The following is a 15,372-nucleotide window of genomic DNA, read 5'->3' as shown; positions in this document are numbered from 1 at the left end:
ACGGTGGAAACCCGCGCTGAATGCCTTTGCCATCACTTTCGCCGGGCGTTGGCCGGCAGCCGAAACCTACTAACTAAAATGCTGAAAACACCGAAAAAGTTACAGACCCGAAACGCGCTTGGCGCAGATTCGTCCTGATTTCGGTGTCGTGGATTTGTGTGGACCAACCGGGTCCTCGCGCAACGCCGATCGGCGCGACTGTCACCGAATTCTAGGGAAGTCCTTGGTCACGTAGTTTCCCTCTCGCATATCCATGAGATGTTTGGAAAGGAGAGGAAACATCCATGACGTTGCTGTACGTGGGTCTCGCAAAATGCGGTTCTGATGATGACTATTCGGCGCATTCACGCGTGCTTTCGAAGGCGCCGATGTCGGGGCCGTGTCGGTCCGTCAAGGGGTATGGCGTTGCTCGCTCGACAGTGCACAGGCGGCTATCAAATGCAGGCCAGGGAGGGCAAAAAAAGGGGGTGTGCACAATGTGCACACCTTGGGGGTCGGACTGGGGCGGATCAATGCCGGACTGGGCCGGTTTGGGGAGGTTTTCGGGGGAGGCCAGTGTTTGCAGGGGGTGAAAGCCGGTTCAAGTCCCACTTCGGGCACACGTTTCCCCTTGTCAGAGGCTGTTTCGCTCTCTGACTGTGCACAAACCGGCTCAGATGGTGAACAGGGTGTGCCTGTGTCGGTGGGTGGGTTGCAGTTTTCCTGCGGTGGTCGGCCTCCTTTCTCTCTTGAAGCCCTAGTGGGCTTTCTTACTACTTCATGGCGCAGTGGTGGGGAAGGTACATGACTTTGGGGAAGGTTTTTCGCCGAGTTCTCCGCCTGGTGCCGTTCTGATAGGGGAATCACCGCTGGGCTCGAGGGGTCGGAGTGCAACCTGGGGAACCGGGAGAAGTCCGAACTTTCGTGAGAAGATAAGCGACGGAGGAGCGCCGAACGAAAGTTCGGTTCGCTCCCGGCGCTTCGCGCCATGGTTGAGCGGAGGTCCTGCCCAGCGATGATGGGGATCAGAATGACACTCAGCGATGATGCTTCACCCCGATCTACCTGTCCCGGCAGGACTACGATGAGCTGTTGGCCGTAGCTGGCCTTTATGAGTTCTGACCCAATCCTGAGCTGCCCGAGGATAACCCGGAATAGTGGTTGGTCACTGCCACTGCCATCACGACGTCGGCCACCGACGCGCTGGGGCTTATCCCCGAACGCTCACCCCTCATCATCCCCAAAGACCTCCAGGCCGGTTGGCTGGACTCATCGACCACGAGCAAGAACTAGGTCCGAGAACTGGTCAATGCCATGTCAGAGCGGCACCTGGTGCCCTGAGTTGTCGGCAAGGAAGTCGGCTCAGTCCGCAACAACGGACCGCAGCTCATCAAACCAGCAATGTAGCTAGCGCTCACTCTTCCGAGTCGTTCCGTATCGCGATCAGTGCGGACCCTTCCGGGATCTGCGCCTCTAGCGCCTCGCGGGCTCATCAAAGGTCGCAACACGGGCAGTAATCCGACTCATCTCTGTCTCGCCGCTGCTGCGCAGAGATCCCGTCAGCTCCACTTCTAAATCCTTGCTCTACTTAACCGGTGGAGGCGTGAGTTTATACTTTTGTTGTGGCCGATCTGCCGGTAAGGGGACTCACGGGTTGTCTCGGAGACGAGATGAGAAAGGCAGAAAGTAGACCCCGGAGTGTCGCCACTCACGATGTTTTGTAGACGCTGTTGGCACTCGCTTGAGATTTGGTGGGGAAAATTCAGCAGGCGGTAAGCCGCGCGCTCGTGATTGAAGGCCAAAGTGATTCCAATCGGGCGATTCAAGGATCAGCCATTATGTTCGCATCTAGCCGGCGGATGACTTCCTCAGGTGTAACCCACTCGGACGCGATACCTTCACTCTGCTGCGGCACAACCTCCGCGTTAGAGGGCACGCGCGCGACGTAGAAGTCAAGGAGAGCTGAGTCCTCAACGAACCGGTCAATCAATTTCAGCGTGGATGGCACCACATCTAGCCACGATTCCTCCCTTAGCTCCCGGCTGGCCGCATCCTGGCTTGTCTCACCAGCCAGTGCGCTGCCGCCTGGGAATTCCCTCCAAAGCGAACTCCTTGTCAGCGGCGCGCTGGGTAAGCAAGCGGGCTCCTTCGTCTCGCTGCACGCAGACCGAAACAAACAAATGAAAGCGCCCAGAGGCCACCCTTCAGGGCCCCGGCGAAAGGTATCACCGGTAGACACCCGCTCGGCGTCCAAAATGTAGCACCACTCGTTGCCGCTGCTCGGGTACGTCTTCACACCCGAATGGTTTCATATCCGACCTTAAAGCGATGGTTTATGGAGCTGTCCGCGGATGCCGCTTCCTGCCCGCGTCTCGGTGCCCTATTTCGCGAGAGGCGGAATCGAGACGCTGTCCTCGCCACAGGTAAGGAGAAGCTCCGAATCTTCGGCGTCGAGTGTGCAGGGATTAGTTGAAAGACGACCAACACGTTTCGTTCACGAGTGGTTCGCTGGTAGAGGAAGGGAGCTTCTTGGGCGAGTGTTCGACGATGACACTGTCCCCGTTTTCCGCGGTGACCTTGGTGTACGTAGCTGAAATAGCCTTGATTCCGGCACTTAGGGAGTAGATAAGCCACGGCAGATGCGGAAGCTAATGCAGTACCGGAGGCGATAACAATCGGCAGCCGCAACCAACCCTGATCTATTCTCTGGGACTGCCCCCGTCGGCACAATTCATGGCGCGGCAAACCCTCAGATTGTTGGTGGTACTCGGGCAGCATCTCCCTTGACATAAGGAACCAGATTAGGCCAATCCATGGAATCGAACCCCCAGCTGGCAAATCTGGGGTCCTGGTACCGGCTCTTTGAGCCAAGAAGCGTCAAGTTGGTGTCTTTCGGCAGGGGATGTGGCACGCAAACCTTGAAGTACTCCCACCCCATAAAGTCGTCTTTGACAGGCAAGGGGTTGAGTTTTTCTGCTCGGTCGAGCTGGTCCTCGTCGCCGTTCCAGTCCAGAACGGTGTACAAGGGATACTCGCCCTTTGTATCCTTCGTTACTCCGACCACCCGTAAGAGAAGCCGGGAGGATCCATCGCTGTAGAGTTCATGATCTCCTGGTGTGCGCTCCGTGGTCTGGAGCACCTTTTTTCTGAAGCGTTTAGGAGGGCGCGGTTCGCTGCGCAGGGTTTGTCGTAGCTGGTGTAGTGCGGAACGTCGCTTGTTCGCATCCTCAGGTGACCATCGATCGTACTCCAGCGGGGACTCAACGATCGCTAGGGCAGTGTTGATCACATCCGACGTGACATGGCCTGACGCATGCTGAGCTGCCGCAAGACCGAGCCAAACATCATTGTTGTCGGGGTCCAGCCGGTCGTTAGAGCAGTATTCGTCTAGAATCTTCTCTACTGCCTGGTCCAGAGAGAGACCGTTCCCGAGATGCCGCGCGAAGTCGTCACGCACATCCCGAGATGTGTCATTACTAAAGATGCCGGTTCCCCACGCGCCCACTAATCCTCATTTCCAAAATGCGAGTCCCTCATGGCCTAGGTACTTTCTGGTCTACTAGCCATTGTTCGCCCCAATCGAGTGCTTCTTTATAGTATGGCTGATTAGGGCTTATCTCATTGCGCTTGTTCTCATATAGGCCGTTTGGGTTTTTGTCGTTCCTCGGGCCTTTCGCTCGCACTATTAGCGCTTGCTCGATGGCTCTTGCCTCGCCTCGGGTGAGGATCTGGTCGTCGGGCACGAGATTCCTCAGACGATCGAACCTGTCCTTATGTTGGGACCCACGAACATCGGTGTCCTTTGTGATGCCCGCATAGACCGGTTTTCCGTTCTTCAGCCCAAGGTAAACTTGGACGCCTCGTTCTGCGTTTCTTCCTGTAGTTAGCTGCTGGGGGAGTCTTGCTATTCCGCTTTTGCCAGCTGCTATTGCTCCGGTTTGGGTGGCTTCCCGGGCGGTTGCTCCGATACCCGACGCTTTAGCTGCTCCGGTCAGAGCTCCCTTACCTGGGATGGGGACCAGGCTTACGGCCAGGTTGACTGCGAAGCCTCTAGCGGTTGGTTTCTTTGTGTCTGCGAAGTATTGACCGGTGGAGGTGATGCCGCCGATGATCATCCCGCCGACTACACAGCCGGCCCCAGCGGTCACCGTGCAAACTCCGACCGTGGCGACAATCCCGATGGTTAGCCAGAAGACCCCTGCTGCTGACATTGCAGGCGGATCGGTATGTACTTGCTGGGAAATGGCGCGTTGCTGCCAGATGGGCGTTTTCTGTCCGCTGGGCACGTACGCGGGGGCTTTCCTTACCTTTGCTTTCGGTCCGCCGAACCATGATCCGCCACCATCGATCATCGTCATCCGAGGCGATAGCCCGCTGGGGTCGGAGCTGTTAATCGGGTCACCCATGCTGTAGAGGTAGGGGGTGAATCCGAGCTGGGACGTCAGGTCCAGTACACGGTCGGGTGCGGTGAAGATTCCTAGGGCACGGTCGAGGTCTCGAGCGCCGAGGTGAACGAGCGCACTGGCCGTATCGGCCAGACCGGAAATGTAGCCGTTGACGGCGCCAAATCCACTTGGGTTTGGGCCGTTGTTCCCTGTGCCGCCGGTAGCTGCCGCGGCGTTGGCGAAGGCGGCATTGCCCTTGGCGCTTTTGTTGACCCCGCGGGTGAGACCGAAGGGATCAACGTGGCGTTTGACTACTGATACGCCGACGGTTCCGCCGTTTGTCGTCGGACCGACGAGGACTTGTGCGGTATTGAGCGTGTCGCCAACGATGTGGTTAACAGTGGTGACCGTTGATCCTGGAGTGCTGAGCCGCTGGGCGATGGCTTTACCGCTGAATGCGTAGGTCCGTGTTCCTGATACCTGACCGGTTTTAGACCGGAACACCGTGGCGGAGCCGATTATTGCTGTGGTCCCGGTTCCGTCGACGCTAGCGACTAATTGACCGTCGGCGTCGTAGAACCTGTTGGACTTCGCGCTCTGGTCGGCAACAACGGGTGCGGCGCCGTCTGCTTTCGCCGGGTTTGGATTGACGTTGCTAACCGCACCTTGGGTGGATTGGATCCGGCCGTCCGGTGTGTAGGCGATTAGTTGTGCTGCCCGGTTTGTTAGCCGGCCGGCGGCGTCCCAGGTGAAGCTGTCGGTGGTGGCTACACCGCTGGCATTCGTCCGTTTGACGCTGGCGAGGCGATGCGGCCCGGTCTGTCCCGCCGCTGGGTAGGTGTAGTCCTCCGTTGTGGCGAGTGTGCCGGTGGAACTGTACCGCTTCGCTTGTTGCCTGTCACCGTTGAGGTTATAGGTGTAGGTCTGCGCGTAAGGGGCAGCGCCGCCCAACGCGGTGGTTCCCGGTGTGAAGTTGCCAGAACAAGTCTTAGCTGATGGTGTCCACACGGATGCCAGATGGCCGGCATAGTCATAGGTGTAGCACTGGTAGTCAGCCGCGCCGGCCCCGGAGGTCCGGGAACTGTACGAGAGGTCTCGTGCTGTCAGCCGTGAGGCTGCGTCGTAGGTGTATTTGGTGACGCCGAGATCAGAGACGATGCCTTTTGCTTCGTTGAGTGCAGTTGTTTGCGCTAGCCGCCCTGTCGTGGGGTCCCAGTTGTAGGTTACTCGGGTGGCGCCGGTTGTGTCTGCGCCTGCGGTGTAGAGCTTGTTGTCAAACTGTGAGTACGTTGCCAGTCCACCCAGGTTGTCGTATTGGGTGTTGCCAGCGTAGGTGTCACCGAACTGTCCTATCAGGGCGGACGGGCGGTCGCTGGGGTCATAGACGTTGCGGACCATTTCGGTGGGAAGTCCAGCCACGGCTGGGTGGGTTACGAAGCTGGGCAAGCCAGACGTTCCATAGGTCGTTTTTGTTTCGTAGGTCGCGTTAAAGCCGGTGGCCCCTGCAGGAAGGGCTACCTTGACGGATCCTGGCTGGTATTGAGCGTTGTAGCCTGCGAATGTAGTGGTGACCGGCTGGTCGTAGTTTGTCCCGTTGTAACGGGTCTTTGTGTCAACCTTGCCCTTCTTGGCGACGTCGTAGGTGTAGGACGACAGGGTCTTAGCTGTCCCCCCTGCAACGGTTACTTTTTCCTCGAGGAGGCGATCCAGGACGTCGTAGGTGAAGCCGGTAACGGTTCCGACCTCGTCGGTGTGGGTTGCCTTCCGCCCCGCATTGTCGAAGGTGAACGTGTTGGTTCCGGTGTCTGGGTCTTCGGTAGCTATCTGGCGTTGCTGCGCGTCGAAGGTCCAGGTCCAGCGGTTCCCTGATGCGTCCACGAGGGAAGTTTTGTTGCCGAGAGCGTCGTAGCCCATGCGTGCCGTGTCAGGTGTCCCCGATACTGTCTGGCCGCGGTAGACCATGTCGGTGGTCGGTTGGCCGCCCATGTTGATGACGGTTCGTCGCGCGGAGACCGTGCCTGGCCCGGTTGTGGTGGCGGTGTCAAGCCCCGCGTAGGTGGTCTGTTTGATCCATTGCTGGGTGTTGTCATAGGCCAGGCCGCGAGTTTTCACCGTGCGGCCTAGTGCGTCATAGGAGTATTCGGTGGATGACGGGACAGCGAGGGTTGGGATGCGCAAGGTGCCACTTGCCGCATCCGTCATGTAATAGGGGTTCCGCTCGAGAGAAACGTTGCCGTGCACGTCGTACATGGTGTCGGTCACGATGCTGCCTCCAGCGGGGGAGACTTCCTGTGACTGCCTGATGCGCCCGAGGCCATCGAAAATTTCGAAGCTGGTGATGGGTGCCCCGGTCGCGTTGACTGTCTCCTTTTTCACCCAGGACGGCGCGGTTTGGGAGATGAAGTAGGTTGCCGTCACAGTTGGTATTGGGTTTGTGGCCTGCGGTCGGGTGGGGCCCCATTCTCCGGTCTGTCGGCCGTTGGCGTCATAGCGGTATGTCGCGCTGTGCCCGTTTTCGTCCGTTGCGGATACAAGCTGGCCGCGGACTGGGTCGAAGCCTTGAGTTGTTGTCCAGCCCTTCGGGTTGATGGTGGTGGACGTCGTTACCGGTCCTGTTGCCGGTGAGTAACTCATGGTGGTGGTCCGCAGCGTTCCGGTGGCGCTGTCGCTTGATTTGGTGACACGGCCGAGAGCGTCGTATTCAGATTTCTGGCTTTGCTGCCATGCGCTGACAGTGGTGTTGGACGTGGTTTTCGCCTCCCGTCCGCCCGTTGGGTTGCCCTTTGTCGGAGCGGTGTAGCCTGTTCCGCCTGCTGCTGATGAGCTTGCGTCGTAGAACGTTTCGCTGGCTGTGAGGAGGTTCCCCGTGGCTGTTCCCGTCGTCGTGCAGGTCCCGGCGTAAGTGTACGAAGTTGCTTCCAGGCCGAACAGGTTCAGGGAAGCGTTGTCTGCATAAGTGGTGCGGGTGCATGTCTCGTCGCCGGTGACCATGGAATCGCCAGTGTCTGAGACCGCGATAACCCGTCCAAGAGAATCGAAGGTCGGGGTGCTGATCGACTGACGCGATCCTGCCGCGGTGAGCTCTTTGAGAGTTGTTTTTCCTGTATTGATGTAGCGCGCATCTGGAGATCCCAGTGATGGCAAACCGGTAGCTGTTGGGGTCGATGCTCGTGGAATGGTCGTGGTCGTTGTGGCCGCTGCGCCTGTTTCGCCGAGCAGCTCCTGAGCTTCGAGGGTTTGCCCGGAGAACCAGCGAGAATCGGTAATGACCTCTCCAGTAGTTGTAGTGATCGTTTCAGTACGGGTTCCACCGGTCTTGTTCGAGGGGGACCCGTCGAGACCTCGCAGGAACGTAGTGAGCGTCGTGGTGTTCGCGGTGGGTGTGGTGCTTGGGCCAGTGATGGACTTGACCTGCTTCCATCCGGCGGCGGCCGACCACGTCAGTTGTGTGCCGCCGTCTCCGGCAACGTACTTCGGAAGGGGATAACGCCAGGCTGGGGTTCCTATGTATTGGAATCGCGTGAGCATGCTTTCGCTGCCTTGGGCGCCCGGACCGGGGCTGACGCTAACGGACGCCACCGGATAGATGTGGAAGTAATCCAGGCGTGCTTCTTGCACGATGGGGGTAGTGGGCTGCCACCATTGCGGGAAGCATCGTTTGTTGTTGCTTTCCGGTGATGCAGGGAGGTTCGTCGGACTGCATTCCGCTGAAACGTATGAAACGGCTGTGACAGCGCCAGAGGGAGATTTAACGCTTGTCAGACGGTAGCGGTTCAAGGGCGCCAGACCGTCGATTGCCCAGACTCGGTTCTGCAAAGTTTGACCGCTGAATACCACTGGTGGATCGGTGATCACGGTGCCAGCTTTGGTGTTCGCCCCGTCGTGGGTAATCGATCCGAGCCACAACGCGGGCGTTGTCCCGTCACCGGGATCTGGCATGGTGTGCTTCAGCGACCACTTATCAGCGCTTTGATATGTGCCGTCGCTAAGTTTCGTTCGCGTCGTCACCGAGGAAAGACGCTTATCGGTATAAAAGGTGGCGTTGTAGTTTGCGCAGGTTCCTGTTGAGGAGCACGAAAATTTGGTGGGAACATCTGTTCCCTTCGCGCAATCGATTCCCTCGCATCGGTTGGAATAAGAAAGGAGGATCTGCTGCGGCGCGGTGACAGTCAATTCCTGGCCGGCGCGCATGCCATAGTCGATCCGGGCGAGCCGGCTCGCTTTGATGTACTCCTTCATGGGCCCGCTACCGGCCTGCGTCTTGTACCAGTTTGTTTCCTGCTCGTAGTAATAGGCACTGCTGTTCCCCAGAACATCGACGACGTAGTCGAGCTTCCAGGCTGCTGCCTGGGTGCAGAGGGACGCGGCGAAGGAGGAGTTGTAGCAGGGTTGGGTGGGCGTAGCAGCTCCCACCGGCAACGTGTCGACAGAGTTGGTTAGAGCAGTGGAGGAGGTGGACCCAGGGAGCTTGTTGCGCCCAAAGAAGTATTGGGTGCCTGCTGTATCGGTTATCTTCCAGTGCCCTCCGTCGTAGGTCTTATTCGTCCCTGCCGCGGTCAGGTACTCGACCTTGCTGTTGTCATCATTCTCAAGGCGGAGCTTCCCCGTCGCGGAATCTTTTATGATTAGCCCGGAACGGCCGCCGAAGTTGATATTGAACTGTTGCCCGCCGGCATTACCGCAAAGGTCGTAGCTGTTCGCCACGTCTTGGTCTCCACAGGAGTCGAATGTTTGCCGAATCTCGCCTGCTCCTGAAAGCGCCCAACCGTCTCCCACGACGGAAGCTTGATTGTTAGTGGAGCTGGTGAGTCCGTCCACGCGGGACGAGTCGTAGGAAAGACCAAGAGCTGGAGTGTCTCCTGCAGGTGCGTCACGCACCTCGAATGGGTAGCTCCAGGTGAACGACCCTGTCGAGCCCGAAGCGCTCCATGAATCGGACGCGTTCCCTGGCAGGGCAGCATAATCACCGGCCCCTTTATCGTTTGCCGTTGTCGGTGAATTAAGGGGAGCGAATGCCAGATCAGCAGTGTTGGAAGGTGACGCAGCCCCAGCTGTATCGCGGAACATTGCGTTGCCCGTGCCCTGGACAGTGCCTTTCGTCCCAGGAGCCGAGGGCGTGGTCAAAGGGTCCACAGTGTTACTAACAGTCGACCAGGAGGTGGTCGGCACAGGCTCAGTGTCCTGGCTTACGTCATACCCCAATTCGTCCGCCCGGAGAGGGAAAACGGTATTAGGCAGCGAGGGGCCGAACAGTCCAAGAGTGAGAACGGCAACCAGAAGGGTGAGCCAGAGGCTCTTCGCCCGATAGCTCTGCTTCAGAAGATTCACTTGAGTACTCCTGCTACATCGAGAGGCTGCTGATCCCACAGCGAGTTGAATTGTTCATTCGACAGGACACCGACAGCCCCCGTTGGCCGAGCGATCTGGCCAACGAAAGGGAAGCCGTTAGCCCGCGGGTTGCTGGTGCCCAGCATGAACTGCCGACTCAAGCTGGCCGGGGTGTAACCTGTTCCGGTGGTGCTGACAATCCATGTATCCGTGACATTTGCGTTGCTGACGGTGAGCCTCATTTGGCGGTTTACCTTGTCGTAGACCGCGTTGGCGAAGTACCAGCTGCCGGGTTGGAGCGTCGTCGTGCTAGACACGCTCTCGGACTGGCCGGGGGCGTCACCTCGGGAGAAGACGAGTTTGCCGTTCCCAACGCTGAGCGACGCGCCGGCGTAGAGGAGGTCGTTCTGCTGCGCCATGATCGTCCCTTCGATCAGGTCCGGTAGGCAGAACCACGCCGACATAGTGAAGCTGTTCGTCAGATCTAGGACACGTTCGCTAGTGGAGGCATAACCCCCACCGGACCCGATGTTCAGCGCGGCTCCCGGAAGCCCGTCGCCGCTGCTCGTACCTCCGGTTGTGCAGTCTTCAATCGGTCCGCCAAAGGTCGGTATTTCGGTCCAGGAAGCTGCACCTAATATTGTGGTTGTCGGAATTGTGGAGGCCGGCATAGGTGCCATATTTCCTACGGAGAACTTTTCCGTAGTCGGAAGGCCGCTGTTCTTGAGAACTCCCACATTCCCGGCCTCGTCCACGGCCCAGACGCTAAGCGTTGTATCTGAACGGGTGATGGCCGCAGCTTTCACACTGGTCGTGGAACCAGCTGCCGGGCAGATCATGATGTACACGCCGACACGTTGATTGCAGGTCATGGAGCCTGGGGGAGATTGCGTCATGGCGTTGCCGAGGACTGAATAGATGTAGCCCCTCACCGGGTCGGAGCCGCCCTGGCTGATGTTGAACGTGTAGGCGGTTTGGCCTACGATCCCGTCGGGATCGATCCCGTCATCGACCAGTGCTGCGGTAACCGGGACTACCTTCGGGGCCGGTGGTGCTTTTGTGTCGACGGTGAAGTAGTAGAGCACATTGCTGGAAATTGATCCCTGGGGGTCTCTTGATTGGATCGTCAGGTTGTATGCGCCATCTGATAGTGCCGCTGGAATCTTCCATGTGGTGGAACCGCCCGAGGCGAACATGTGGTTCGCGCTTGCACTGCTATGTACAACAGTGGTGGAACCATTGCGGCGGAGAGTGAAATTGACGCCAAGGTTCCCGCCGTCAGGATCAGTGGCCGTGGCGCCGAAAGTTGGCTGCATGTAGCGGGTGTAGGTTCCTGAGCCATTGACCCCAGTACAGACCGTTCCACAACCAGTCATCGAGGTGACTTTCGGTGCTGAAGGCTTGGTGTTGTAGGTAATGATTACGGTGGCGGCATTGGCGAAACGCTTCCAACCCAACTCGTCCGCTTCGTTGTCGGCTCGGAGACCAATGGTCCATTGCGGAGAAGTGGTAATCCAGTCCTTCACCGAAGCCATATTGAACCCGACCGTTCCCTGCGGGCAGGCGCTTGAGTAGCCCTTCGCCACATTGGCTGAAGCGAACTGCTGGATGAAACCTGGTTGCGCATTCCAAGTAGTTCCAGAGCCGACTCCTCCGGTGACCCAGGCATCAACCGGTCGTGCCGTGCACGAAGGTGCCCACAGTTGAGTGACGTTGAACCGGGCCGCAAGTATCTCTTTCCCGGCCATAGGCGAGGTGTTGAACTGCCAATAGCTGCGCGTGACCTTATTCACGCCACCTGCATAGTTCCACTTCGCGGGTAGAAAACCGACCTGCATCTGAGCGTCCGTGTGCTGACCATTCCAATACGAAGTGGTAGGGAACGAACTATCGACGTAGACATATGAGGCTCGGTTAGCGCTCCATTCGGGGTCGACATAAATCGGGTAGGTAACGCCCTCGGCGTCGAGGATGGTTTCCATACCGAAAATTTCCTGGTGACCGCCCTCGACGGTCTTCAAAGAAAGCTCGAAAGGCTGGGTAAGCCCCGGACCACCCGCGTCCAAGACCGAGGCATCTTTATGACTAGAGTCCCACCACTGGGCTGGCCCAGTTCGGAAGGCCAATCCGCCGTCCTTCAAGCTATGCGCCACCAATCCTCCGTGAACGTCTTCGGAGACCTTTACGCCAACTGTGTCCAGATGTACGCGCATCCTAGCTACGCGAGGGTCGGCCGCTGCCTCCGGTGTCGCAATCTTCAGAACCTGCGACACCCCGTGATTCCGAACGATCTGCACCAAATCGACTCCCGGCAGCACCTCACGATAGGTAGCCGTGTTATCGACTACAACCGGGGAAGGAAGGGGACCAAACGGCCATGACTCAGTAACGGAATGACCTTCACCGTCCATAACTGTGGCCATTCGATCGTCGTCCCCTAGTCCAAGCGACACATCAACTGGAACCATCTCCGGCACAAGTCGAGCATCCGAACCCGTGCCCTCAAGGATGAGATCGGTGGAAATGTCCACCCAACCCTCGGACGTCTCCATCCGGACTGGCTCTGAACTAATCGACTTTTGGAAGGTGCCATCCGGCAACGCTTCGACCAACTCCGTAGCGGTGGTAGCCCCCTGGACGACAACAGGTTCGCCGGACGCTTCAGCTTGTTCGGACGCCTCCGCCTCCGCGCTGTCATACAAATTCGAAGACGATGCCGCAGATGGTGTACTAGGGCCCAGAACGTCAGCGGTGCTTTCTTCAGCTACCGCCGGAGTAGCGCCGAAACCACCTACCAGCAGAGAGACCGCAAAAAGGCACGACAAAAAGCGAGATGACCGCAAAGGTTCCCCCAGAACAGCGAAGAATCAGGCCCGCAGACCTGATTCTTCAAAGCCAACCTCAGCGGAAATCTCGCTGAATGAGAGAAGCGTAAACCGAAAAATTGAATCCGACAAGCACAAGAAAAAGAGCCCTAGTGAATGAAAAAGTTGTTTCGTTTCATCTAGTCAAATGGGCCAGGGTAGCTTATTATTCCGGACCGCCCTAAGAAATAAGCTCGAATTAGAGGACCAGAGACCCCGGAACGAGGCAAATATACCTATTCACCGCTCGTCCGGTTCCTATCCGGTGCGGAACGGGCCCTTGAGAGGGAAAGGAACGCACGACAGCGTGCCCAGCCGAGGGTTACGGCCGTCCTCGACATTGCCGGCGTTTAGACGGTCCGACGGCGAGCTGAGGCTTGAGGCTGAAAATTCGAATTAGAAGGCTTTGACCTCGCCCTCCCCAGACAAAAGCGGGCTGATGCGCAAAGATCTTGTGCCTTCGTGCCAACAAGTCTGGGCATCCGGTCAATCCGCACCTAAAAATCGGGGTCTCACATGATAATTATTGGCCGAGCGCCCTCATCCCGGGACGCCGCTCTAGCGGCGATAAAAGACACGGGTCCCATTCGTGGCAAATGTATTTCCCGTTTGATGGCATAGGCCTGTACATTCAAATTCGTCGGTGTGGCGATGTCGCCCGCTGCAGGTCTTAGGGGGATGTATGAAGTTTCTACGGAGGTTCGCGTCGACTAACTCGGGCGATCCGATCAGCGAGTTTTGGGGTTGGTGGCAGACGAGGGGTGAGAGTGATTTCACCAAGGCGGTGAGCACCGGAAGCTTCGCACCTCTTATGGAGGTGATGACGCAACGGGTGAAGGCCATTCACCCAGAACTTGTGTGGCAGGCGCGTGAAGGTACTGAGGCGGAGCACATGCTCTGTGTAACAGCAGGCGGAATTAGCGCCGCCAGGGAGCACAGCGAGCGTTGGTATCGCGCAGCACCTCCAGGCGGCCCGGTGTGGGAGTTTTCTTCAGTCACACCGCCCCCACCGAATCCTGTTGACCTCACGATGTTCATAGGAGATGAAGAGATTGGCCTGCGCCAACTCAGGTTCAACGTTCGGGTAGGAACGAAGCTGGATGTGACTGTCTGTCACGAGCTTTTCACTAGGGCAGATCAGGATTCATGCGCCGAGGTAGCTTTTGTCGTGCTTGATTCCTTATTGGGTGAAGATTCAGTCATGCGTTGGATCGGCAACGTAGATACCGCAACCGCGGCCGAGCCTGAAGCAGTCGAGCCGTGGGAACTTCAATCAATAGTCGAAGCCTTCGCACGCCGAATGTTCGAGTCCTGGCAGGCGCAGCAACGAAAGTTGGCCGACGGTAGAACATCAATGCTGCGGGTTCGGTCAGTTGAGTGGCTGGATCGACCGACGCTTGAGCTTCATTGCTCTTTGACGCTTCCCTACGACAGCCATGACGAAACAGGGCTTCCTTCCGACACAGAACTTGAGCGGTTGGAGGCAATCGAGGAAAACCTTGAAGACAGCTCCGAGTCGGACAGGATCTTGGTCGCGATCGAAACCGGCCAAAACCGCCGCGTGCTGCACTACTATGAGAACCCTTCCATTAGCACCGGCATGGCACCGCTTCAGTCCTACGTCCGTGACCATCCCGCGGCTCACTTTGAGCAACTGCAGGATCCGTTCTGGGAGACGCTGAGGACCATGCGCCAACTGCGGTAACAACCGTTCATTCTTGGGCGGTCGCGTCAGCCGTCAACTGGCCAACGAAGCGGTGCGCCAGAACTCAAAGTTGATCAGTCTTGTCCTTCCCGGAACACCCAGACAACTTATAGGGGAATGCCGTGGCTGTGGAACTGGCAATATTTGCTTCGTATATGAGGGAGGTGGAGTCACCCCTCACCGACCATATGCTCCGACCACCAGGTCCGGAGTGTGATCGGGTGCAATTTCAAAGCGCGCTCACTGATTACGATTACGCCAGACTCGGCGAGTGGATGGAACAATATCCGAGTATGGCACTCCGGGCTTATGGGCATGATTCATCGGTCCATAACCTCGATTTCCTTCGATATTTCCCGCGGCTGCTGGATTTTAGCGTGGACAGGTATCGCGGACTAGAGTCCCTAGAGGGGCTCCGATTTCTCCCGCCGACCGCACGAAGTATCGGCATCAGCGAGAGCCAGAAACGATTGTCGCTCCGACCACTGGAACACTTCGCTAATCTGCAAAACCTCAGGATCAACGGACAGACGAAGGACATTTCTGTTCTTTCCAAGCTGCGCAGTCTATCCACCCTCACCCTTTCCTTGGTCTCTTTAATCGACCTGTCGTTCCTGCAACCACTGCTCGACCTTCGAGCCCTCGATTTAAACCTACGAGGGACACCCGACCTCGCGATGCTGCCCACCATCGGGCGTCTCGAGTACCTAGGACTGTGGATGATGCGCGGGCTAAGCAACTTAGCCCCAATATCGGAGCTAACAGATCTGTCATACCTACACCTAGAGTCACTCGGGCAAGTTGAAAGATTGCCTGAGCTCACCGAGTTGCATGCTCTCGAAACGATATGGCTGCAGTCAATGAAGAACATTGTCGATCTCTCCCCACTGCTGTCAGCACCAGCGCTTCGACACATTGGGTTGGTCGCAATGCGGCACCTACAACCTGAGAACGTCAGCGTTCTATCGAGATCAAACACCCTCGAGGGGTTGAGAATAGACTGGTTGGGTCCCCGGGTAGGAGTCCAGTGATTATGTGAGTTTCGCATCCGATAATGGGTGCAGGAGGAAATTCACCGATATGGCACGTAGACATACCCCTGATCAGGTCA

At 57.7% G+C, this 15,372-nt stretch carries 6 protein-coding genes; 2 read left to right on the top strand and 4 right to left on the bottom strand.

Annotated elements, in window-relative coordinates; translation table 11 throughout:
- The first annotated feature begins 1,140 nt into the window (after positions 1–1,140).
- Complete coding sequence (locus ACX80Z_RS15460) at positions 1,141–1,272, top strand: hypothetical protein (protein WP_459316481.1); 132 nt, start codon at positions 1,141–1,143, stop codon at positions 1,270–1,272.
- Positions 1,273–1,801: 529 nt separating this feature from the next.
- Here the strand turns inward: ACX80Z_RS15460 and ACX80Z_RS15455 are convergent.
- The 4 genes from ACX80Z_RS15455 to ACX80Z_RS15440 all read right to left on the bottom strand — a co-directional run bounded on the left by ACX80Z_RS15455 (position 1,802) and on the right by ACX80Z_RS15440 (position 12,223).
- On the bottom strand, positions 1,802–2,218 hold the full coding sequence (locus ACX80Z_RS15455; RefSeq protein ID WP_459316482.1) for an NUDIX domain-containing protein: 417 nt from the start codon (positions 2,216–2,218) through the stop codon (positions 1,802–1,804).
- Positions 2,219–2,728: 510 nt separating this feature from the next.
- The gene (locus ACX80Z_RS15450; RefSeq protein ID WP_459316480.1) at positions 2,729–3,484 is read right to left on the bottom strand and encodes a DUF4259 domain-containing protein; all 756 of its coding nucleotides are present in this window, start codon (positions 3,482–3,484) and stop codon (positions 2,729–2,731) included.
- A 28-nt stretch (positions 3,485–3,512) separates the two neighbouring features.
- Positions 3,513–9,068 (bottom strand): RHS repeat domain-containing protein, encoded by a 5,556-nt coding sequence (locus ACX80Z_RS15445; RefSeq protein ID WP_459316479.1) that lies wholly within the window; start codon positions 9,066–9,068, stop codon positions 3,513–3,515.
- A gap of 620 nt (positions 9,069–9,688) precedes the next feature.
- Positions 9,689–12,223 (bottom strand): Ig-like domain-containing protein, encoded by a 2,535-nt coding sequence (locus ACX80Z_RS15440; RefSeq protein ID WP_459316478.1) that lies wholly within the window; start codon positions 12,221–12,223, stop codon positions 9,689–9,691.
- Between the two features lie 1,015 nt (positions 12,224–13,238).
- Here ACX80Z_RS15440 and ACX80Z_RS15435 point away from each other — a divergent pair.
- Positions 13,239–14,261: a DUF695 domain-containing protein gene (locus ACX80Z_RS15435; protein WP_459316477.1), complete on the top strand. Its 1,023-nt coding sequence runs from the start codon at positions 13,239–13,241 to the stop codon at positions 14,259–14,261.
- Positions 14,262–15,372: the final 1,111 nt, after the last annotated feature.

The organism is Arthrobacter sp. TMT4-20, from assembly GCF_054510775.1.
The sequence above is the reverse complement of the archived record's forward strand: the minus strand, read 5'-3'. Positions and strand labels throughout refer to the sequence as shown.